Origin of the sequence: Amorphoplanes friuliensis DSM 7358 (assembly GCF_000494755.1) — a bacterium.
Taxonomy (GTDB): domain Bacteria; phylum Actinomycetota; class Actinomycetes; order Mycobacteriales; family Micromonosporaceae; genus Actinoplanes; species Actinoplanes friuliensis.
In genome coordinates this window covers 8,328,737-8,351,027 of the sequence record NC_022657.1, presented here as the reverse complement: position 1 = coordinate 8,351,027, position 22,291 = coordinate 8,328,737, and the positions used below count along the sequence as shown (strand labels likewise).

The 22,291-nt window shown below is 70.9% G+C and carries 17 protein-coding genes and 1 pseudogene; 7 read left to right on the top strand and 11 right to left on the bottom strand.

Translation table 11 applies throughout. The annotated features are described in order from the left end of the window. Positions 1-15: 15 nt before the first annotated feature. The gene (locus AFR_RS44665) at positions 16-1,113 is read right to left on the bottom strand and encodes a lamin tail domain-containing protein (protein ID WP_023562245.1); all 1,098 of its coding nucleotides are present in this window, start codon (positions 1,111-1,113) and stop codon (positions 16-18) included. A 143-nt stretch (positions 1,114-1,256) separates the two neighbouring features. Here AFR_RS44665 and AFR_RS38465 point away from each other — a divergent pair, with 143 nt between their 5' ends. Next, positions 1,257-2,015 (top strand): pentapeptide repeat-containing protein, encoded by a 759-nt coding sequence (locus AFR_RS38465; RefSeq protein WP_023562244.1) that lies wholly within the window; start codon positions 1,257-1,259, stop codon positions 2,013-2,015. Here the strand turns inward: AFR_RS38465 and AFR_RS44315 are convergent. Further along, positions 1,971-2,726: a LysM peptidoglycan-binding domain-containing protein gene (locus tag AFR_RS44315; RefSeq protein WP_023562243.1), complete on the bottom strand. Its 756-nt coding sequence runs from the start codon at positions 2,724-2,726 to the stop codon at positions 1,971-1,973. The genes AFR_RS38465 and AFR_RS44315 overlap by 45 nt on opposite strands. Positions 2,727-2,882: 156 nt before the next feature. On the opposite strand from AFR_RS44315, the pseudogene AFR_RS38455 reads away from it, so the two are divergent. Then, a pseudogene (locus tag AFR_RS38455) lies at positions 2,883-3,863 on the top strand (TerC family protein); the annotation flags it as partial. A gap of 232 nt (positions 3,864-4,095) precedes the next feature. Here the strand turns inward: AFR_RS38455 and AFR_RS38450 are convergent. The 3 genes from AFR_RS38450 to AFR_RS38440 form a co-directional block, all read right to left on the bottom strand. Beyond that, positions 4,096-6,288: an MMPL family transporter gene (locus AFR_RS38450; RefSeq protein ID WP_023562241.1), complete on the bottom strand. Its 2,193-nt coding sequence runs from the start codon at positions 6,286-6,288 to the stop codon at positions 4,096-4,098. 88 nt (positions 6,289-6,376) lie between these two features. Further along, the gene (locus AFR_RS44310) at positions 6,377-7,963 is read right to left on the bottom strand and encodes a hypothetical protein (protein ID WP_052359566.1); all 1,587 of its coding nucleotides are present in this window, start codon (positions 7,961-7,963) and stop codon (positions 6,377-6,379) included. Between the two features lie 123 nt (positions 7,964-8,086). Then, on the bottom strand, positions 8,087-8,944 hold the full coding sequence (locus AFR_RS38440; RefSeq protein WP_023562239.1) for a spermidine synthase: 858 nt from the start codon (positions 8,942-8,944) through the stop codon (positions 8,087-8,089). Between the two features lie 9 nt (positions 8,945-8,953). On the opposite strand from AFR_RS38440, the gene AFR_RS38435 reads away from it, so the two are divergent. Further along, a complete protein-coding gene (locus AFR_RS38435; protein WP_023562238.1) occupies positions 8,954-10,453 on the top strand; it encodes a DUF1800 domain-containing protein in 1,500 nt (499 codons plus the stop codon). Between the two features lie 2 nt (positions 10,454-10,455). Next, positions 10,456-11,709: a DUF1501 domain-containing protein gene (locus AFR_RS38430; RefSeq protein ID WP_023562237.1), complete on the top strand. Its 1,254-nt coding sequence runs from the start codon at positions 10,456-10,458 to the stop codon at positions 11,707-11,709. On the opposite strand, the gene AFR_RS38425 is transcribed toward AFR_RS38430, so the two are convergent. After that, a complete protein-coding gene (locus AFR_RS38425; RefSeq protein ID WP_023562236.1) occupies positions 11,672-14,290 on the bottom strand; it encodes a polyketide synthase dehydratase domain-containing protein in 2,619 nt (872 codons plus the stop codon). The genes AFR_RS38430 and AFR_RS38425 overlap by 38 nt on opposite strands. Positions 14,291-14,397: 107 nt before the next feature. Continuing rightward, positions 14,398-15,351, bottom strand: a complete 954-nt coding sequence (locus AFR_RS38420; protein ID WP_023562235.1) for a sensor histidine kinase — start codon at positions 15,349-15,351, stop codon at positions 14,398-14,400. A 179-nt stretch (positions 15,352-15,530) separates the two neighbouring features. Here AFR_RS38420 and AFR_RS38415 point away from each other — a divergent pair, with 179 nt between their 5' ends. Continuing rightward, positions 15,531-15,920, top strand: coding sequence for a hypothetical protein (locus AFR_RS38415; protein ID WP_052359902.1), 390 nt, complete (start codon positions 15,531-15,533; stop codon positions 15,918-15,920). Between the two features lie 30 nt (positions 15,921-15,950). Here the strand turns inward: AFR_RS38415 and AFR_RS38410 are convergent, their stop codons facing one another. The 3 genes from AFR_RS38410 to malQ are packed head-to-tail and all read right to left on the bottom strand — an operon-like array spanning position 15,951 to position 18,307. Next, the gene (locus tag AFR_RS38410) at positions 15,951-16,130 is read right to left on the bottom strand and encodes an antitoxin (protein WP_023562233.1); all 180 of its coding nucleotides are present in this window, start codon (positions 16,128-16,130) and stop codon (positions 15,951-15,953) included. Between the two features lie 54 nt (positions 16,131-16,184). After that, a complete protein-coding gene (locus AFR_RS38405; protein WP_023562232.1) occupies positions 16,185-16,364 on the bottom strand; it encodes an antitoxin in 180 nt (59 codons plus the stop codon). After that, positions 16,361-18,307, bottom strand: coding sequence for a 4-alpha-glucanotransferase (gene malQ, locus AFR_RS38400; protein WP_023562231.1), 1,947 nt, complete (start codon positions 18,305-18,307; stop codon positions 16,361-16,363). Before malQ ends, AFR_RS38405 begins: the two co-directional genes overlap by 4 nt. Positions 18,308-18,404: 97 nt before the next feature. Between malQ and AFR_RS38395 the strand changes: the two genes are divergently transcribed. Next, a complete protein-coding gene (locus AFR_RS38395) occupies positions 18,405-18,656 on the top strand; it encodes a hypothetical protein (protein ID WP_041843275.1) in 252 nt (83 codons plus the stop codon). A 23-nt stretch (positions 18,657-18,679) separates the two neighbouring features. Beyond that, positions 18,680-19,912 (top strand): chitosanase, encoded by a 1,233-nt coding sequence (locus tag AFR_RS48530; RefSeq protein WP_023562229.1) that lies wholly within the window; start codon positions 18,680-18,682, stop codon positions 19,910-19,912. Here the strand turns inward: AFR_RS48530 and AFR_RS38385 are convergent. Next, positions 19,909-22,269, bottom strand: coding sequence for a transglycosylase domain-containing protein (locus tag AFR_RS38385; RefSeq protein WP_023562228.1), 2,361 nt, complete (start codon positions 22,267-22,269; stop codon positions 19,909-19,911). The genes AFR_RS48530 and AFR_RS38385 overlap by 4 nt on opposite strands. Positions 22,270-22,291: the final 22 nt, after the last annotated feature.

The window sequence follows — 22,291 nt, the reverse complement described above, 5'->3', positions numbered from 1 at the left end:
ACCCTACCCAGAGACTCAGCAGTAGGTCTTGCCCTTGTCGCTGGTCCACTTGCAGGAATCGATCGCCTTGCCGGCCCCGGTACGCAGGTACGCGGTGTCGCCGCCGTTGCTCCACACGTAGCCGGTGCTGTTCCAGTAGCGGTGCCGGGAGTCGGGGCGGCCGTTGGTGCCCTTGCCGGTGTGCAGGTAGACGTACTTGCCGGCGCTGATCCGCTGGTCGGTCCGCACGGTGTAGACGTGGCCGGCGGCGTCGCGGACCGTCCAGCCCTTGAGGTTGATCGTCGTCCTCGACTTGTTGAGCAGGCGGACGTACTCGGCGTTCAGGCTGGTGTTGCTGCCCGTGTCCTTGCCCGGTGAGTTGTAGACGATCTTCGAGAAGACGACGTCACCGGCCTTGGGAGCGGCGGGAGCGGTGGGGGGAGTAGCCGGCGGCTTCGTGCCGCCCCCGCCCGTGCCTCCGCCGCTGCCACTGCCGACGTTCAGGGAGATCGACGTGGTCTGACCGGTGAGCAGGTTGTTGTCCTTGTCGGCGTCGATCACCGCGCGGTAGATCCTGGTGCCGGAGCCCTGCCCGCTGAGGGTGGTCGTGTAGACGCCGTCGGGCGCGCTGCCGGTGTGACCGGTGTTGACGGTGGTCCAGGTGCCGCTGTCGCTGCGCTGGATGTGCACGGCGAGGCCGGGCTGGCCCGGGTCGGCCGCGACCTTCACGTCGACGCTGCCGTTGGACGCCGACATCGTCATCGTCGGGATGATCCCCATCGCGACCGAGATCCGCTTCGACTCGACGCCGTTGGCCCGCACGTAGAACCGGAAGCCGGAGTCGAGCAGGCGGTTCAGCGTGTAGTGGCCCGAGGTGCTCGCCTTCGTCGTGATGACACCGCCGTTGGCGTAGTCCGGGGACGCGTAGAAGTCGTTGTAGACGTACGCCGACTCGAACAGCTCGACCGTGGCGCCCGCGGGAGCCGTACCGGTGATGGTGATCGATCCGTAGCCGACGCGGCTCGCGGGTGCCGAGATGGTCGGCGCCGCGTCGGCCGCGGCCGCGGGGGCGGTCAGGCCGAGGGCGGCGACGCAGCCGATCGCCGCAAAGATCGCCGTCTTTCGTGCACGCATCAGCAAGGTCTCCTCGTACGTGTGGGGGTCCCACGCAGCGTAGTAAGAGTTACTGAAAGTAGTCATCCGGCCGGACGGGCCTGTATTTTGCCTGGTCGGCTGATCGCGACAGTTACTTCAAGTGATGGGTATACCGTTTTCGGGTGCTTGAACTGAGTGCTGACTGCGGCCGGTGTGCCGGACTGTGCTGCGTCGCGCCCGCTTTCGCGAAGTCGTCCGATTTTGCGATCAACAAGCCCGCCGGGCGCGCGTGCCCCAATCTCGCCGACGACTTCCGCTGCGGGATCCACGAGCGGCTGCCGGAACGTGGCTTCCCCGGCTGTGTCGTTTTCGACTGTTTCGGGGCCGGCCAGCAGATCACCCAGCAGACCTTCGGCGGCCGCGACTGGCGCAGCACCCCCGGCATCGCCGGCCAGATGTTCGCGCTCCTCCCGATCGTGCGCCAGCTCCACGAGCTCATCTGGTACGTGACCAGGGCGCTGGAGTTGCCGGCCGCGCGCCGGTTGCAGCCCAAGCTGCAGTCAGCGCTCGACGAGACCACGGCCCTCGTCGGTGGGACGCCGGACGAGCTGCTGGCGCTCGATCTGGATCTGCACCGGCGCAAGATCAATCCGCTGCTGCAGAAGGCCAGTGAGCTGGCCCGGGCCGGTGGCAAGCGGGCCGATCACCGTGGGGCCGACCTGATCGGCCGCCGGATGAAGGGTGCCGACCTGCGGGGTGCGAGCCTGCGCGGAGCCCTGCTGATCGGCACCGACCTGCGCGGGGCCGATCTGCGGACCGCCGACTTCACCGGTGCGGATCTGCGCGGCGCCGACCTGCGGGGAGCCGACCTGCGCGGCGCGCTGTTCCTCACCGAGTCACAGGTGAAGGCTGCTGTCACCGACGACACGACCCAGCTGTAGGGCGGCGGCCGGACGCGACGGCTCCTCGGAGGTCAGCACGAACACGACGCCGGCCACGAGGGTGGCCACGGCCACCACCGCCACCGCGGCGAGCAGCAGGACCGGCCGGCGGTCCGGGGCGGCAACCGGCGGCGCCGAGTCCTCGAGGTAGTAGTAGCGGTCGGTGTCCGTGTCACCGGCGGCCCACTCCTGCGCCGGGGTCCGGGCCGGCGGCGGTTTGCGCAGGTCACCACGCCGCCACAACCACCAGGTGGCGGCCGCGCTGGCCAGCAGCAGCACCGCACCGGCCGCGAGGATGCCCCATTTCCACCAGTCCCGGCCCTCCTCCGGCGCCGGTGCCAGCCGGAGTGCGGGCGAGGCGGAAGGTGCCGGTGCCACGGTCGGAAGTGCGCCGGTCTGGACACCCTCGCCCTTCGCGTCCGGCGGGAGTTGCAGGATCCAGCCGGGCAGGATCGCCTCCGGCCGGGTCAGCCGCAGACCGTCGGGCTGCAGGCGACCCTTGTTCAGCTGGAAGATCTCGGGGTTCCGGTCCCCGTTGCCGAGGAAACGCTGCGCGATCTCGAAGAGGAACTCCGGCTGGCCGCCGAAGCTGTCGCGGACCACGTAGAACTTGACGGGCGCGGCGGACGGCGCGGCGCTCGCGGCGGAGGCGGGAGCGGCCAGCGCGGCGAGGCAGGCGAGCAGCACGGCGGTGACGAAGCGGCGGAACATCGACCATCCTTGATGTGGTGCGTCTTTCCGCGAGCGTACGATCGCCGCGGCCCGCACGCCCGCTGTCTTCCCCTGTGAACCAGTAACACGGCCCGCACGCACTCACCCCTAAGATGAAACCGCCGATCAACCGAGACCGCGGTGGAGTGTGTTGTCATGCAGGTGTCCGGCTTGGTCTGGTCGCTGACTCTCGTCGGCATCCTGGGACTCGTTCTCTTCGACTTCTACTTCCACGTCCGGCGGGCGCACATCCCGTCGCTCAAGGAAGCCGGCATCTGGTCGAGCATCTACGTGGGCCTGGCGATCCTGTTCGGGCTGGGTGTTCTCATCTTCGGCGGCCAGGACATGGGTGCCGAATACTTCGCCGGCTGGGTGACCGAGAAGGCGCTGTCGGTCGACAACCTCTTCGTCTTCCTGGTGCTGCTCAACAGCTTCAAGGTGCCGCGCGCCGACCAGCAGAAGGTCCTGCTCTTCGGCATCGTGTTCTCGCTGATCGCCCGGACCGGCTTCATCTTCCTGGGCGCCGCACTGATCAACTCGTTCGCCTGGGTGTTCTACCTCTTCGGCCTGATCCTGCTGATCACGGCGGGCAACCTGCTCAAGGGTGACGACAGCGAGGACCGCTCGGCCGACAACGTGATCATTCGGATCGCCCGGCGGTTCCTGCGGACGTCGGACGACTACGACGGCGACAAGCTCTTCACGATGCAGGACGGCAAGCGGGTCCTGACACCGATGCTGCTGGTCATGATCGCCATCGGTGGCACGGACATCCTGTTCGCGCTGGACTCGATCCCGGCGATCTTCGGCCTCACCCAGAGCGTCTACCTGGTCTTCACCGCCACGGCGTTCTCCCTGCTCGGCCTGCGTCAGCTCTACTTCCTGCTCGACGGCCTGCTCGACCGGCTCATCTACCTCTCGTACGGCCTCGCGGCGATCCTCGCGTTCATCGGCGTGAAGCTGATCCTGCACGCGCTCCACGAGAACAACGTGCCGTTCATCAACGGCGGCGAGCACATCGACGTCGTGGAGATCGACACCCTGGTCTCGCTGGCGTTCATCATCGGGGTGCTGATCATCACCGTGGTCGCGTCGCTGCTCAGCCCCAAGGGCCGGGCCCAGACGTATGTCGCAGCGGCGCGGCGGCACGCCAACGAGTTCCTCGACATCGAGACCGACCCGAAGTACTGCGACGAGATCTACCACAAGCTGGTCGACGAGGAAGAGCACCTCAAGAAGCTGCCGGAGAAGTACCGCGCGCGGATCCGTCAGGAGTCCGAGCTGATGGATCTGCTGCGCCGGGCGCACCAGCTGCACGAGCAGCGGGTCAACGACGGGTCGTGTTTCACCGTCAAGGTCTGACGAGCCGTCAGACCTTGACCAGCTCGGGGGTCTCCGCCTCCCGCTGCCGGTCCAGGCTCTCACCCTCGATGTCGACCCGCGGGGTGATCCGGTCGAGCCAGCGGGGGAACGCCCAGGCCCGGCGGCCCAGCAGCGACAGGACCGCGGGCACCAGCGTCATGCGCACGACAAAGGCGTCGATCAGGACGCCGATCGCCAGCCCGAACCCGATCGTCTTGATCGTCGGGTCCTCGATCAGCACAAAGCCGCCGAAGACCGCAGCCATGATCAGCGCGGCGGCGGTCACCACACGGGCGCCATGGCCGACACCGGCCACGGTCGCCGCGGCTGCCGTGGCGTCGGTCGGTGGGCCGCCGTGCACGAAGTCCTCGCGGACCCGGGAGACGATGAAGACCTCGTAGTCCATCGCCAGCCCGAACAGCACACCCATCATGATGATCGGCAGAAAGCTGACCAGCGGCCCGGGCCGGTCCACTCCGAAGACGTCCGCGGCCCAGCCGAGCTGGAAGACCCCGACCGTGATCCCGAACGTCGCACCCATCGTCAGCAGGAAGCCGGCGGTGGCCTTCAACGGCACCAGCACCGAGCGGAACGCCAGCAGCAGAAGCAGGAACGACAGCCCGATCACCACGAACAGGTAGCGCGGCAGGGCCGAGGTCAGCTTCTGCGACACGTCCACCGCGACCGCCGTGGCACCGGTGACGGCGACGCTGGTGGTGCCACCGGCCAGCAGCTCCACCGAGTCGCGGAGGTCGTGCACGAGCTGCGCGGTCTCCTCACTGCTCGGCCCGCTGTTCGGAGTCACCATGATCACCCGGGTCGTCCCGGCGGCATTGGCCGGACCCGGCCCGACCGCGGCGACGTCGCCGAGCTTGCGGACACCCGCGGTCACCCGGCCCGCCAGCGACGACACCGTGTCGCCGCGCGGACCGCGGATGACCACGAGCAGCGGACCGTTGGCACCGGCGCCGAACGCGGCGGTGGTCAGGTCGTACGCGATCCGTTGATGTGACCCGGCCGGTGCGGTGCCGTTGTCGGGCAGGGCCAGGCGCATCTCCCGGGTGGGCACGCTCAGCGCGCCCAGACCGGCCACCACGACGATCAGCACCGGTACGCGCAACCGGATCACCCACCGCGCCCACCGGAAACCGAAGCCGGCGTCCTCGGTCTTCCGCGCGTGCGCACCACGGCTCCGCAGCCCGCGCGGCAGGATGCGCGTGCCCGTGAAACCCAGCATCGCGGGCAGTAACGTGAGCGCGACCAGGACCGCGGTCAGCACCGTGCCCGCCGCCGCGAGCCCCATCGCGGTCAGGAACGGAACACCGACGATGCTGAGGCCGGCCAGCGCGATCACCACCGTGGCACCGGCGAACAACACGGCGGACCCGGCGGTCGCGGTGGCCCGGGCGACCGACTCCTCGGCCGGCAACCCGGCGGCCAGCTGCGTGCGGTGCCGCGAACTGATGAACAACGCGTAGTCGATGCCGACCGCCAGACCCAGCATCAGCGCGAGGATCGGCGCGGTCGACGAGACGTCGACCACCGCGGTGACCAGCAGCAGACCACACATGCCCGCGATGACCCCGAACAGGGCCGTGAGCAGGGTCATCCCGGCCGCGACGAGCGAACCGAACGTGACCACCAGCACCAGGGCGGCAACAGCAACACCGATCACCTCGCTCGCCCCGATCTCGGGCGGCCCGCCGCTCACACCACCCGGCACCACCCGCGGGCGCTGCGGGGTGCCGTCCGCGGCCAGCCCGTCGAACGCCTCCCGGTCGGCGCTGGTCAGCTCGTCGTCACCCTTGGCGTACTGCACGCTGATCAGGCCGACCGTGCCCGTCCGATCAATGCGACCGCTCTGGTACGGGTCAAAAACGGCGACCACACCGGGGAGCTTCGTGGCCTGCGTGACAACGTCGGCAACCGCGGTCTTGGTGACCGCATCGGTCAACGCCTGACCCTTCGGCGCCTCCACCACCACGGTCAGCGAGGCGCCGCCCGCATCCGGCAGGTCCCGCTTGAGCGCATCGAGGGCCTCCTGCGATTCCGTACCCGGGATGGAGAACGTGTCCACGGTCTTGCCGCCGAGCGTGAGTGCGCCGACGACGAGCAGGACAAGCACCAGGACCCAGAGGCCGGCCACCAGCCGCCGGCGCCGGAACGAGAAACGCCCGAGGCGGTAGAGCAGCTGAGCCATGACGATCGCTGTCCGATCTGTGCTGACAGACGTATTTGTCCTGATCAGCGTAGCGATCGGTCCGCGCCCGGGCGGCCGAATGGCGGGCTCAGCGGGTGCGGTTACCCCGCGTGCCCGACCCGATCTCGTGCTCCGGCCGCCGCGGCCCGGCCTTGCCCCTCGCCGAGTTCGCCGCAAACCGCGCGGCCGCCCGCCGCACATTGTCGGCGCGCGCGGTGAGGTCGGCGGTGGGGACGTCGTCGCTGTCCGCCGAATCCGTCGCCGCCGAGCCGGCCGAGGAGGCCGTCGGGACCGGGCCGGCCGAGGTCGGGGAGTTCGCCGCCGGCAGTGGGATCAGGTTGACCGTGTCGGCTGACAGGGCCGAGGTCACCGGCGGAGCGGCTGGGATCAGGTAGGCAGGTGGGGCCGGGTCGGCCTGGGCGTCGGTGCTCTGGACCAGGCTGGCGACGCGGGCGGCCAGGTCGGCGGCGCGGGAGGCGAGGCCGGGCTGGGAGATCTGGGTGGCTTCCTCAGCGGCCGCGGCTTGCAGCGCCCGGGCGTGGTCGGCGGCGAGACCGGGGCGATAGCCGGGCAGGCGCAGGGTGGCGCTGCTGACGTCGGCGGGATGGAACTCGTCGTACTGCTGCGGGTCGACGTAGCCGGGCTCCGCATCGACGGCGTGCCCCGCGGCGACGCTGCGCTCGGTGCCGAAGCCACGCCCCGTCCCGTAACCCAGCCCTGTCCCGTAACCCAGCTCTGTCCCGTAGCCGCGCCCGGTGTCGTAGCCGCGCCCGGTGTCGAAGCCGTGCTCAGCCGCAAAGGCGTCCGACTCGGCAAAGGCATTCGCCGAGGGGAAGGCGTCAGACGAGGTGAAGGCATCCGAAGAGGGGAAGGCGTCCGACGAGGTGAAGGCGTCCGATGCCGCCAGATCGTCGTCCGTGAAGTCGTCCACGGTCGCAGACGTCAGGGCCGGGGTCGAGGCCGGCTCGAAGACCGGAGCTGTTTCGAGGACCGGAGGTGTTTCGAGGACCAGAGTCGCGTCGAGGGCCGGGGTCGCTGGGAGGACCGGAGCTGGTTCGAGGGCCGGGGTGGTGTCCGGCGCCGGGCGGGTCACGGGGAGGGCGCCGAGCACCGACACCGTCTGGCCCTCGCCGCCCTGGTAGTTGCTGAACTCCGGGCCGATCAGCAGCCGCGACAGCATCCGGGCCTGCGACGTCGACAGTCCGAGCTTGTCGGCGTTGTCCACGCGGAAGCCGGCGATCGCATGCCGGATGAGATTGGCCAGGCGGTCGGCGTCGGCGACCGTGGTGAGGTCGCCGCCCGCGAAGACCAGCGCCGGGAACGAGCCGTCCGCGGAGCCGCACACGAGCTGGATCTGGGCCGCCGAGGCCGCGCGGCCCTGGGACCGGGCGCCGGGCTGGACTCGCAGGTGCTGGGGCCAGAGCCAGCGCAGCTCGCCGGACGTGACCTCGACGTCGTCGGGCAAGCCCGAGGCCGTGTACGCGTACACGACGCGGTGGTTGGTGACGAGCACCTCGGTCGTCTCCGGGAGAGCCCAGCGCGGCAGCGAGGCGGCCTCGTCGAATGCGTACTCGGCGACGGCCGTGCGGCCACGCCAGAGCTCGCGTTCGCCGCCCTGCAGGGGGCCGAACGGTGAGGGTGTTGCTGAGGGAGACAGGAAATGCTGGTCCAGCATGACCACGATTAGATCGGGGTGGCGTCCGCGCGGACAAGTCATGGGGACATGAATTTGCCTCATCGTGGAACGACGGCACCGGCGGCCCAGGTGGGTTGAACCTTCGGCTGCATCGATCCGTACTCAGGTCTGGGGACGCGAGCTGAACAGTCCCTCCGGAGGGGCCGGAGAGGGAACAGCGTCGATGTCTGTTGCCGCCGGTTGCCCGGAGGTGAATCGATCGAGGTCAGTTTCGACGCGCCCCGGGAACCAGTCGCCGGCCGCGCGCCGGCTCAGCTCGGTCACGGGCAGGGGCGTACGCCCGGCGATCACGACCAGGTTGCCGAAGCGCCGGCCGCGCAGCACCGCGGCGTCGGCCACGAGGCACGCCTCCGGCAGGACGGCGCGGATCGTGGCGACCTGGCTGCGGGCGTACTTCAGGGGTGGGCCGTCGGCGACGTTGGCGATCAGGCGGCCGCCGGGGGCGAGGACCCGGGCGACCTCGCGGATGAACTCGACCGAGGCGAGGTGGGCGGGTGTGCGCGAACCCGCGAACACGTCGACGATGACCACGTCGTACCCGTCGTCGCGCATGCCGGTGACGGCCTCGCGCGCATCGCCGACCCGGACCCGCAGTTTGGCCTTGGGGTCCCAGGGGAGGGCTTTGCGCACGAGCTCGACCAGCGGTCCGTCGATCTCGACCACCCGCTGCGGTGAGCCGGGCCGGGTCGCGGCGACGTAGCGGGGAAGGGTCAGCGCGCCGCCGCCGAGGTGCAGGACCCGGAGTGGTGTGCCGGGCGGCGCGGTCAGGTCGATCGCCGCGGCCATGCGCCGGATGTACTCGAACTCGAGGTAGGTCGGGTCGGCCAGGTCGACGTGCGACTGCGGCGCGCCGTCGAGCAGCAGCGTCCAGCCGGAGGACCGGTCCGGGTCTCCGACGAGCTCGGCGACACCCGAGGCGACCGTCTCGACCCGCCGTTCACCCCGCTTGCGCTGCGCCACCGCAAAAGTATGTCGGTTGCCGTTCGGGAGCAGCGCGCCGGGAACCCAGCAAAGGTCGGACATCCGGCCGACGTCGAGGAGGTGACAGCGACCTCGGACTTCCTCCCCGCGGATCCGTTGCTGCATCTGCTGCGCCGCGCGACGTACGGACCGACACCGGCCTCGGCCGCCGAGATCGGCCGGCTGGGCGCGCCGGCCTGGCTGGAGCGGCAGCTCGAGCCTGCGTCGATCGCGGACCCGGTGGCCACCGAGCTGGTCGCGCGGCTCCCGCTGAGCGGTGCCACGATCGACGGCGTACGCGCAAACACCAAGCGGTACGGCTGGTCGGCCATGTACGAGCTGGGCTGCGCTGCGGTGGCCCGCGCGGTGTGGAGCGAGCGGCAGCTGCTGGAGATCATGGTCGACTTCTGGTCGAACCATCTGAACGTGACCAACCCGTCGGGTGACGTGTGGGACAGCCGGCCCGATTACGACCGCAGGGTGATCCGCCCGCACGCGCTGGGACGTTTTGCGGACCTGCTCAAGGCGAGTGCCCGGCACCCGGCGATGCTCACGTACCTGGACAACCGCTTCTCGACCCGTGCCGCCCCGAACGAGAACTACGGCCGTGAGCTGCTCGAACTGCACACCGTGGGGCTCGGTTACACGGAGTCCGACGTCAAGAACGCCGCCCGGCTGCTCACCGGCCTGACTGTCAGCTGGGACACCGGCAAGTACCGCTACGACGCCGGGAAGCACGCCACGGGTGCGGTCAAGGTGCTCGGCTTCCGCCACACCAATGCCACCGCCACCGGGGGCGAGCGCGCGGCGCTGGTCCTGCTCGACCACCTGGCACTGCACCCGGCGACGGCCAGACGCATCGCGACCAAACTCTGCGTGCGTTTTGTCGCGGACGAGCCGCCCGCGTCGCTGGTCACCAGGCTGACCAAGGTCTACCTCGACAACAGGTCCGCGATCGTGCCCGTGCTGCGGGCGCTGTTCACGTCACCGGAGTTCGCGGACTCGGCCGGGGCCAAGACGCGGACGCCGTACGAGGACATCGTCGCCACCGTGCGCACCCTCGGCTACGCGCCGGAGAAGACCGGGACCAAGGCGCTGATGGCGCTCTACTGGATCAGCGAGTCAGCGGGGCAGGCGCCGATGGCGTGGGCGCCGCCGAACGGCTACCCGGACGTGGCGACCGCCTGGGCGGCGCCGTCCGGGCAGGTCGTCCGCTGGAACGCCCATTTGAACATCGTGGCCGGCTGGTGGCCGAGCACGCTGGAACGCCCGGCCTCGCTGCTCAGCGCCTTCGCCGGGACGGTGCCCGCGACCTACGGCGCGCTGATCGACGCCGTTGCCGAGCGGCTGGTCGGCCGCACGATGGCGCCGGTGCACACCGCGGCGATCGCCGCCTTCTACGGCAAGACACCCGCGTCCGCGCTCAAGGGAAACGACGCCGCCGCGGGCTGGGCCTTCGTCTACCTGCCGGCCCTGCTGCTCAACTCTCCCTACTTCGCGCTGAGGTGACCGTGTCCGTTGTCAATTGCGGCTGTGCCCCGGTCAGCCGGCGCAAACTGCTCGCGGCCGGTGCCGCCGGGGCGTTCGCCGGGCTGGTCGGCGAGCAGCTCTCCACCCAGCTCGCCTTTGCCGCGGACAACTCGTACGCGGGAGACGTGCTCGTCCTGCTCTCGTTGCGGGGCGGCTTCGACGGACTCTCCGCGATCGTGCCGGCGGGGGACGCGGGCTACTACCGGGCGCGGCCGGGCATCGCGGTGCCGAAGTCGCAGCTGATCGGCGGGGACGCGTACTTCGGGCTGAACCCGGCGCTGGCGCCGATGCTGCCGTTCTGGCGGGCGGGGACGTTCGGCGCGGTCCAGGCCGTCGGGCAGTCCGCGCCGAACCGCTCGCACTTCTCGGCGATGGAGGAGCTCGAACGGGCCGCGCCCGGCACCACGGTCCGGACCGGCTGGCTGGACCGGATGATGGGCGGGCTCGGCGCGGACTCCCCGCTCGACGCCGTCTCGGTCGGCAGCGCGATGCCGGCCCGGGTGCTGGCCGGTCCCGCCCCCAACCTGGGGCTCGCCGCGATCGACGACTTCGTGCTATCCGGCGAGGACAGGACCCGGCCGATGGCCGCGACCATGGCCGCCCTGTACGCCGGAGCCCCGGAAGCACTGGCGGCGACCACGGCAATGACCACGGGTGCTCTCGCCACGACCCGCACGCTGAAGACCGCGGGGTACACGCCGGCGAACGGCGCGGTGTACCCGGACACGGATCTGGGGGCGGCGCTGCGCGATGTCGCCCGGCTGGTCAAGGCGGACATCGGCCTGATGAGCGCGACCGTCGACTCCGGCGACTGGGACATGCACGAGAACCTCGGCACCGCCGCACCGGGCAAGAAGATGTACGACCACCTGGCGGACCTGGCCGAGGCGCTGGCGGCGTTCGCCACCGACCTCGGCGCTGCCGGTCTGGCCCGGGTCACCCTGGTCACGGTCAGCGAGTTCGGCCGCCGCGTCGCGCAGAACGGCTCGGGGGGTCTCGACCACGGGTACGGCAACACGATGCTCGTACTCGGGGGAGGGGTCCGGGGTGGGAAGGTGCACGGCCGCTGGCCGGGCCTGGCCGCCGCCCAGCTGGTGGACGGCGACCTGGCCGTGACGACCGACTACCGTGCGGTGATCGGTGAGATCCTGCGGGCCCGCTGCGGTGTCACCGACGTCGCGGGCGTCTTTCCCGGTGTCAGGCCCAGTTCGCTGGGTCTGGTCGCGGCGCGCTGAGCGCGGGCGCGTCCGCCGGCAACGCCACGAACTCGATGCCGAGCAGTTCCATCCACAGCTCGCCGTCCGGGCCGACCAGCGCGGTGTCGCACCGGGCACCGTGATCGTCACGCCGGCCGTCGGCCACCACGCAGAGCGCGGGGCCGGGCAGGCGCCCCCAGCGGTGGATCCGGCACTCGGCCATGCCCATCGGCAGCACCGGGCGGTGCTCGTCCATCGCCCAGACCCCGCTGAGCTGCATCGCGCCGTCCAGCGCGGGGAGATCCACCGGCAGGTCGTCGTCGGCCCAGCCCAGCGCCTTCGCGCCGAGGACCGTACCGACGACCCCGGCCGGGCCGATCTCCCCCAGCGAGCGGATCGCCCGCAGCAGCGGACCGTGGAACAGCGGCCGGCCCGCGTAGATCGACGACCCCGGGAAACGCGCCGGATCGCCGGTGGGCCGCCACTCACGGTCGGGGCCGGGTGCACCGAACCGGGCCCGGAAACACGGCTCACCGGCGCCGTTGATCAGCGACACCTCACGGCCCGACGTCGTGATCGAGACCGTCTGCGGCTCGGCCGTCGCGACCGCGCGCAGCACGCGGAATCCGGTGAGCACGGCCTCCGGCTCCCGCGCCCTGACGGCCGCGGCCATCCAGCCCAGACCGGCGGCCGGCGGCAGGATCGGCACGTCCTGCGGCCGGTGGTCACCGATCCACGGGTACGCCTCAGCGCTCACCGAGACGGTGCCGGGCCGTGCACGCTCCGGCTGGACCTTCTCGGTACGCGCGGAGTTCCACGTCAGCGAGCGCACGAGGCAGCCGGGGCGGCGTACCTGCTCGGCCTCGGCGACCCGGTCGAGAGCCGCCGCGACCAGGGCGTGGTCCTTGCGGGCGGAGAAGAGCACGATCGTCTCGAGCGGATCCCGCGCGGTCGCCGCGAGCACGGCGGCCAGGTCGGTGAGCTGGGCACCCGCCACCGTGTCGGTCTTCTCCGCCGGCTCCTGCACCGGGCCGTGCAGCAGAGCCGTGATCGGTCCCCAGTCGGCGCGGACCCGGTCGAGGGCCGTGACCAGCGCCTCGGCGGTGTCGACACTGAGATAGCGGACCCGGGCACCGGCCGCCTCGCAGGCCTCGATCGTGGCGCGGATCTCCCGCACGGCCAGCACCGCACGGGCCCGTGACCGCATGCCGGCGAGTCCGTCCGGGCCGCCCGTGCCGGCAGCGAACTTCCGCAGGATGGCCCGCTCGTCGTGGGCGTCGGTCAGACCCGGCGGCTCCTCGTTGAGCGGTGTGTGACCGAGCAGGACCAGCCGGCACTTCGTCTCACGGGCCAGCTCGACCAGAGCCGCACCGCCGTCGTGGGCCAGCACGATGGAGTCGGCGCCGATCCGCTGGTCCGGTCCGAGGACCAGGCCGGGCCAGTCCGACAGCTCGGGACGGGCCGGCCGTCCGGTCGTGCGGGTGCCGTCCGCAGCCAGCCGGACCCGCCGGTCCCCGGCGCCGCGGGTGAGCTCGTCGGCGATCAGCACCGCGACGGCGGCCGGGCCACGGTCGCCGCGTTCGCACTCGACCGACACCGCGGCGCGTTCCCCGCCGATGGTAGTGGCGAGCCCGTGCAGGCCGCCGAGCCAGGCGCCGGCAGGCCGGACGGCGGTGTCGGCCACGGTCACGAAGACCCCGCCGTCCCGGCCCTCACGCGCCAGCCGCAGGGCGGCGAGCTGGGTGTCGATGGCGTCCTCGGGAACCTCCGGGCGGGCCATGCCACCCAGGAAGACAACCCCGCCGGTACCCCAGCCGTCACTCGCCTCGGCCGTGACGCCGCGCCCGGTCAGCTCGGCAGCCACCGCGGCGGCGAGGCCGCTGCCACCGTCGACGACGTGCACCGGACCGGCGTCCAGGCCGGGGAGCGGTGCGCCACCCAGCGGCGTCTCCACCCAGGACGGTGCCGGCCGCACCAGCACGCCGCCCTCCGGGAACGGAACCTCCGGAACGATCTCCGGCACAACGGCGATCGGGGGAACCGGCGGAGCCGGGATGTCGAGCAGAGGCTCGGCGGTGAAGAGCGGCTCGGGCTTCGACGCCGACTCCGGCTTCGACGCCGACTCCGGCTTCGACGCCGACTCCGGCTTCTCATCGGCCGACGGTACGGCCGGGGGTGCGGCCGACGGTGCGGTTGGGGCTGCAGCCTGGGGCACGGCCGGGGGTGCCGCCGGCGGTGCGGCTGGTGGTGTGCCCTGGCGGTCCGGCTGGGCCGGGACTGTCGTCGGGGCGGGGGCCGGCACGACCGGCATGACCGGCACGACCGGCGCCACGCGGACAGCGGGAGCGTCGATCGCAGGTTGAGCTGCGCTGACAGGAGCGGTGTCCGGACCGGGGCTGATCCGAGCGGATTCGGCCGGCAAGCCGCTGACCGGGGCTGCGGCGAGGCGTCCGGCCAGGATCGTCTCGGTGACGCGCAGATATTCCACGTGCGCCTCGGTCATCAGCCGTTGGAAGGTCGCATGTGCCTCGGCGGTGCGCCGCGCCAACTCCAGCACCTCCCAACCCGGCGCGTCGGCCGCGGGCGGCGGCGAGGTCTCGGACAGGGGTATCTGCGGCACGGGGTCACTCCTCGATCGGTACTGGCTGTCGGGCGCGGAGCACGCCTGTACCAATCTGGACACAGCACCCGGCTGCTACGCCGGGAAACGTGCCGCGTTCACCTGGCTCAGGGGAGGTCGCGCCGCAGGGCGAAGCGCGCCCGGGTCACCCCGTCCGCGGAGTGGATCGCCATGGCGTCGCAGAGCTGCTGGACCAGCCACAGACCCATGCCGCCGATCATGCCGGGCCGCGGCGGCAGATAACCGGCCAGCGGACCGGGCGGCACCCGGCCGTCGTCGGTCACCTCGCAGACCACCGCGGTGTCGGTCAGCCAGACCCGCAGCTCCCGGTGCTCACCACCGTGCCGGACACCGTTGGTCGCGACCTCGGTGAGCGCCAGCACGAGGTTTTCGACCCGGTCGGGAGACAACCAGCCCTCCGCGTCCGCCCGGCCGCGGACCTGAGCGCGCAGGTCGGCCACGGCCTCCGTCACCGGTACGGCGATGATCGGTTCTCCCGCCACCGGGTAGGGCGGCTCGGGCACCTCGATCAGCAGCTGTTCCGGGGATTCGTATCCCGTGCTGTCCACCCAGTCACCGCCGTCGTGCAGCCGCGGATGGGTGCGCCCGGCGCCGAGCACCGCGTCGTCCGGGAGCGCGCCCCGGTCGTACGGGCAGAGGAGGTGTCCGGGGAGGCCGTCCAGGGACCGGTTGAGGGCGGACTCGAACCGTACCCAGCTCTGAAGTCCCTGGGTGAAGGGTGCGTGACCGACGAGCCTGGTCCCGGAGCGTCCGCTCGCCGTCGTGGCCTTCAGCAGGTGTGCCCAGCCGGCGATGGTCCGGACGGGACGGACGTACCAGTCCTCGGCGGGCAGGAAGCGAACCTCCGTGGCGTCCTCGCCGAGCGCGTCACGCAGCAGCCCGGTGTGGTCACGCCCGGAGACGACAGCGACCGCTTCGTCCCTGGCCAGGCCCTCACGGACGAACGCCGCCAGCGCGATGGAGTAGGCGTCGTCGGTGTCGTAGAAGAACGCCGAGTGCAGGAATCGGGGACGGACCAGGGTTGCGTCGCTGCCTCGCACCTCGCCACCTCCCGTGCCGCCGATCGACCACGGTAACACCGGGCCCACCGGTCTTCGGAAGCCGAACGTGCGCGATGCACCACTGCGAGTGAACAGATGCACCCTGATACGTGAAACCCCCGTGTCCGCCCGGGACCGCGGTCCACACTGGGCCGATCAATGAATTCCGGAGGTGAGTGGTGTCGGGTACGGGGACCAGCGCGCTGGCCGAGATCATCGGCGGCCGGCCGGTACGGGCCGCAGGGCCGCCGGCGGCGGACGACATGGCGGCGATCCTCGCGGCTGCGCAGCACCGCGCCGGACCACCGCTGAAGATCAGGCGGCACGCGTCGTCGGACGACGGCCCCGCCTACTGGCGGTGGGACTGTGACAGCTGTGGTGAATACGGCGGCGGCCGGCATCACAGCGATGCGGTCGGCCGGGCGATGCGGCACTGCGGGGAACACCCGGAGCACCGGTCGTCGCTGCTGCCGCCGTCACGCTGCCGCGAGCGGGACCACCGCCTGGCGGTGCATCCGATGCTCTTCGCTATGGACGACGACCCGCCCCCGGAGCCGCTGGCGATCTGAGACCGTCAGCGGCTGCCGGAGCGAAGGCCACTACTGCTGGGTGTCGCCGGCGCCTGTACGGGCCTGAGCCTGGTCCACACCCTTGTCGATCTGGTCCGAGTGCTTGTTGCCGGTGCGCGCGTCGATCTGGTCACCGGCCTTCTCGAGGCCCTGGTCGACCTGCTCGTCGTGCTTGTCGGCCATGTCCTTGGCCTTGTCCATGAAGCCCATGTCAACCCCTTCCGTCGGTACGGAAGGGGTGCCCGGGGTCGCCGGGCACAAACCTCACGCGCGGGTGTCGCCGTCCCCGGTGCGCTTCTGGGCCTCGTCGACACCCTTGTCGATGTGGCCGCTGTACTTGTGGCCGGTGCGCTTGTCGACCTCGTCACCGACCTTCTCCAGCACCTGGTCGACCTGCTTGTCGTGCTTGTCGGCGAACTCTTTCGCCTTGTCCAGGAAGCTCATCGGGCCACACCCTTCTGTGCGCTCAGCACCTCGGCGACCCGGTCCACCCGGGGGTCCGCCAGGATCTGCTCCAGGCTACTGGTCAGCGGGATCCGCCAGTTCGGATACTCGTCCGTGGTCCCCGGGAGGTTCGGCTGGCGCAGCTCGCCCAGCACGTCGTAGAGCGACGCCGTGATGAAGCGGCACGGGGTCCGGGCGAGGAACTGGTGCATCGCCACGATGATCTCGTCGGGGCCGCTGTCCGGGGTGATCAGGCCCTCCTCGGTGAGCCGGAAGAGCAGCTTGGCGCGGTCCTTGTCGGCGTAGTCCTGCTCCTCCTCGATCGTTCCGGCCAGCTGTCCCAGCTCGGCGCGGACGCGGACCTGCTCGCCGACCAGGAAACCGGCCGCGGTGGGCAGGTCGTGGGTCGAGATGGACGCGAGGGCGTTGCGGGGGTAGTCCGCCGCGGGCAGGTACTGCTGGGTCGGGTCGTTCTCGTAGTCGCGGGTGAACCACAGCACGGCCGACCGGAGCATGTTCATGCGTTCGAGCGTCTCGGTGACCACCGGCTGGACCGTGCCCAGGTCCTCGCCGATCACCACGGCCCCGGCCCGGTGCGCCTCGAGCGCCAGGATGCCCAGCATCGCCTCGGGGTCGTAGTGCACGTACGTGCCCTCGGCGGGACCGAGACCCGGCGGCACCCACCACAGCCGCCACAGCCCGGCGACGTGGTCGACACGCAGGCCACCGGCCCGCCGGAAGATCCGCTGGAGCATGTCGCGGTAGGCGGCGTAGCCCGTCTCGATCAGCTGGTCGGGCCGCCAGGCGGCGAGCCCCCAGTCCTGGCCGAGCTGGTTGAAGGCGTCCGGCGGCGCCCCGGTGTGGACGCCGGCGGCGAGCACGTCCTGCAGCAGCCAGCCGTCGGCGCCGTTCGGGTCGATGCCGACGGCGAGGTCGTGCACGATCCCGACCGGCATCCCGGCGTCCCGGGCGGCCTGGTTCGCGGCGTTGAGCTGGTCGTCCAGCAGGCGCTGCAGCCAGACGTGGAAGGCGACGCGGTCCCCGCCGCGGGCCGCCTGGACCGCCGGCGAGTCCGGGCGCCGGAACTCCTCCGGCCAGGTCTGCCAGTTCGGGCCGTGCGTCTCGGCGAGGGCGCAGAACGTCGCGAAGTCGGTGAGTCCGGGGTCGGCCGTCAGGTCCACCTCGCCGGCGAGCGGCCAGAGCAGCTGCAGCGCGGCGCGTTTCGCCTGCCAGACGGCGGTGTAATCGATGAGCCCGTCCGCGGTGGGCGCCGGTCGCAGCGCGTCGACCTGCTCACGCAGCGGCGGATCGGCCCGCCTGTACGCGTCCGTGTCGGCCACCCGCAGATAGAGCGGGTTCGCGAACCGCCGGCTCGACGGGGAGTACGGCGAAGCGGGCACCGGCAGTGTCGGTGTGACGGCGTGCAGCGGGTTGAGCAGGACGAGCCCGGCGCCGCGGCTGCCCTCGACGAAGGTGCGCAGGTCACCGAGGTCACCCAGGCCCCACGACGCGGCCGAGTGCAGGGCGTAGAGCTGCAGCATCCAGCCCCACGTCTCCGGTGGCTCCGGCAGCTCGGTGGGCACGACCACGAGCGCCACGTCCTGGTCGTCGGTGACGAGGCGGTGCCAGCCCAGCGGCAGGTCGTCCGGCAGCTGCCCGGTGGCCTCGACCCGCGAGCCGTCCTCGAGGTGGACCGTGCCGGTCAGCGGTCTGGTCGCACCCTGCCGCACGATCACCGTGCCGGGCAGCCGGTGCTGCTCGCGGGCAGTCCGGATCGCGGCCAGCTCCTCGGCGATGGATTCCGGTGAGGTGGCGTCGACACCGAGCAGGCCCAGCACCCCGATCACCGATTCCGCGGCCACGTCCCGGCGCTTGCGGTGCCAGTCCTCGTACCAGGTGGCCACCCCGTGCGCCTCGGCCAGAGCAGTCAGATCCGCGTCCATCCCGGTCCTCTCAGTCGACTCCGCTGGCTCTTACCCTGCCCTGCCGGGGGGTAGTCCGGGGAGGCGGGTCTTGCCGCGGTGAGCCAAGATGGAACGCATGTCATCTGCGAGCAAGTGGTTCTCCCGTCTCGGTGCCGCAGCGATGGGCCTGGTCCTGACCCTGGTGGTGCCCGTGCACGCCTGGGCGGCGAGCAACGGTGTCGCCGACGTCGCGGTCGAGGCAGCACGGTCGCGGCGGCGCGGCGGCTTCGGGTTCTTCGGCATCCTGGGCGGCCTGTGCTGCCTGCTGGTGGTCGGCGGCATCGTCCTGGCGATCGTCCTGATTTCTCGGAACCGCAAACGTCGCTGAGTGCTCCCGCCTAGCTTGGAAGCGTGAGCATCCGGGCCAAGGCGATCGCACTCGGCACCGGGATCACCGCGGTCTGCACGGTGCCGCTGGTCATCTCGGTCACGGCTGACGCAGCTCCTGATGTGCTGCTGTCCAAGGGACGTCCCGTGGTGGCGTCAGCCGGTGCGGACGCGGCAAGAGCCGTCGACGGTCTCGCGAGCACCCGGTGGGCGGCGTCCGCCGGGATCGGCACCCAGTGGCTGCGCATCGACCTCGGTAAAGGGCAGGACGTCAGCCGGGTCAAGCTGCGCTGGGAACGGGGCTACGCGAAGGCGTACAGGATCCAGGTGTCGGGTGACGGCGCCGCGTGGAAGGACCTGTACGCCACCAGCACCGGCGACGGCGGCACCGACGACCTCAAGAAGCTCGACGGGTCGGGTCGCTACCTGCGTGTCCTTGCGACCCAGCGCGGCACGGCGTACGAGTATTCGCTCTACGAGGTGCAGGTCTTCGGTCCCGGCCCGGCCGCACCGGCCACCGAGACGACCGTGACAGGACCCGCCGCTGTGTCACCGCTCGCCGCCGGCCTGCGGTACCCCAGGAAGAAGTCGTACGCGCTCGAGCTCGTCTCCAGCGCGGAGAACTCGACGCTGAACTGGCGCGGCGAGTTCGGCTACCTCGAGGACATCAACGACGGCCGCGGCTACACCGGCGGCATCGTCGGCTTCTGCTCCGGCACGTCGGACATGCTGGCGCTGGTCACCGAGTACACGCGGCGGTCGCCGTCGAACAAGCTGGCGCGGTACCTGCCGGCTCTGCGTACCGTGGACGGCTCCGACTCACACGCCGGGCTGGACCCGGGCTTCCCGGCCGCCTGGAAGGCGGCCGCGGCGGACCCCGTCTTCCAGAAGACGCAGGAGGACGAGCGGGACCGGATGTACTTCGACCCCGCGGTCGCCCTCGCCTCGGCCGACGCGCTGCGGGCGCTGGGCCAGTTCGCCTACTACGACGCCGCCGTCATGCACGGGCAGTCCGGCCTGCGCAAGATCCGGACCGCCGCCCTGAAGGTGGCCCGGACCCCCAAGCAGGGCGGCGACGAGACCGTCTGGCTGAACGCTTTCCTGAACGCGCGGGTCAAGGAGATGAAGACCGAGGAGGCGCACAGCGACGTCAGCCGGGTCGAGACGGCCCAGCGGACGTTCCTGCGCGCCGGCAACCTCGACCTCAACGGCCCGCTGACCTGGCGTGTCTACGGCGACAAGTTCTCCACGCCTTAACGCGGCGTGGCGGGCGGTGCGCTGCCACCCGGACCCGGCTCCTTGCCCTTGCTGATCTGGATGCTGACGTAGCCGCCCTTGATCGTGCGGTTCTTCGGCTCCGTGCCGGCCGCCTGACCCGCCGGGCAGTCCGACGTGACCTCGGTGCCGGGTGTCGCCGTGAAGCCGGCGCTCTCGATGCGTGAGGTCGCCTCGGCCACGCTGATGCAGTTCACGTCCGGGATCGACCGCTGCTCACCCTGGGCGATCTTGTTGCCGGAGGGCCGCTTGAACTGGACCTTCTCCTTGCCCTTCATCAGGTCGCGCATCGTGTACTCGACCGCGGGGTTCACGATGTCGTGGCTCAACCGGTACGGGTGGTTCTGGTAATCCGGGTTGACCAGGTAACCGGCGACGACCATCGACGTGGTGCCGATGATCAGCGAGGCCGTCTTGTCGTTGTCGGTGGTGCCCGTCTTGCCGAAGATCGGGTGCCCGACGATGCCGCGGGCGCCGCCGGCGGTCCGGCCGCTGCAGCTGCCGAGCTGGGCCGAGTCGCCGATCGGGCAGCGGGCCGCGTCGATGGCCGCACGGGCCACGTCCGGTTTGGTGGCCTGCCGGCAGCTCGGCTTGCCGACGTCCAGCTTCTCGCCGTTCATCGACGTGATCTGCTGCACCGGCGTCGGCTTGCAGTACTTCCCGTCACCGGCGAGCGTCGCGTACGCGTTGGCCATGTCGAGCGGTGTGGAGGCCGAGACGCCGAGGGTGAACGAGCCCCAGTCGTGCGCGTAGTTGGTGGCCAGGTCCTTGTCCTGGGGAGCGCGGAACTGCACGCCGAAACGCTGCGCCACGTCGACGACCTTCTCGGCGCCGATCTGCTCCGCCAGCGGCACGAAGTACGTGTTCACCGACGACCCGAAGCCGGTCCACATGTTGTACGGGCCCTTTTCGGACGCCGACGCGTTGGTCGGGCAGTAGAAGCCGCCGCACCCGGGCGAGTCCCGGTAGAGCTTCGACGTGTACTTGTACGTCGTGTTGATCTGGTAGGCCAGCGGCACGTCGTTCTCCAGCGCGGCGACCATCGTGAACATCTTGAAGACCGAGCCGGCCTGGTACCCGGTGATGTCGCCACCACCGCTGAGCAGCGGGTTCGTCGTGTTCGGGTAGCTGCCGCGGATCTTCTTGGCCCGCTTGGCCGGGTCCGAGGACAGCTTGTTCTTGCCGTCGTCGAGCTTGAACCGGCGGTTGGCGGCGAGCGCCCGGACACGGCCGGTGCCCGGCTCGACCGCGGCCAGCAGCAGCGCGTCGCGGTTGTTGATGCCGATCCGGTCGGAGATGTTCTCCCGGGTGGCCTTCTGCGCCTTGACGTCCAGCGAGCTCTGGATCCGGTAGCCGCCGCTCTTCAGGCGCCGCTCACGCTCGTACACGTTCTGGCCGAACTCGGGCCGGCTGAGCCACCAGCGGTAGAAGTAGTCGCAGAAGAAGCCCCAGTGGTTGACCTTGACCGCCGCGCAGCCGTTCCCGGTACGGGTGGCCGTCTTGCCGAGCTTGACCTTGATGGCGGTGTCGGCCTGGGCCGGGGTGATGTAGTTGAGGTCGCGCATGTTGCCGATGACCCAGTTGCGGCGGTCGAGCGCCTTCGGGTAGCCGATCGCGGTGGTCGGGTCGAAGCCGGTCGGTGCCTTGACCATGCCCGCGAGCAGGGCGGCCTCGGGAACGGTGAGGTTCTTGGGTGACTTCTTGAAGTACACCTGGCTGGCCGCGAACACGCCGTAGGCGCCGTTGCCGAAGGGAGCCGCGTTCAGGTACCGGCCGAGGATCTGGTCCTTGGTCAGCTCCTTCTCGAGCTGCATGGCGTACTTCATCTCGCTGATCTTGCGAGTGGGGGTGTCCTTGGTCGCGTTGACCACCTCGGTGGGGGTCGACGCCGAGTAGGAGAGCGACATCCGGACGAGCTGCATCGTCAGCGTCGAGGCGCCCTGCTTGTTGTTGTCCTTGCCGGTGTTGTTGACCAGGGCGCGGGCGGCGCCCTTGAGGTCGACACCGTTGTGCGTGAAGAACTCGTGGTCCTCGGCCGCGACGATCGCGTTCCGCATGTTGATCGAGATGTCCTTGAGCGGGACGTCGCTGCGGAACTCGTCGAAGAACACCGCGATGGGCGTCTTGTTGTCGGAGGCGAAGACCCGGGTCAGCTGGGGCGCGGTGGCGTGCTTGATCTCGCTCGGCAGGCTCGCGAAGCCCTCACTGCCGGCCTTGGCGGCCAGCCCGGACATGGCGACGGCGGGGAAGGCCGCGGCGGCCACGGCGACACCGGCGAGCAGGCCGCAGATCAGCAGCGAGGCCACGTTGGTGACGAAGTGGTGATCTCTTCCGCGCATCAGACAAATCCGTTTCGGAGGG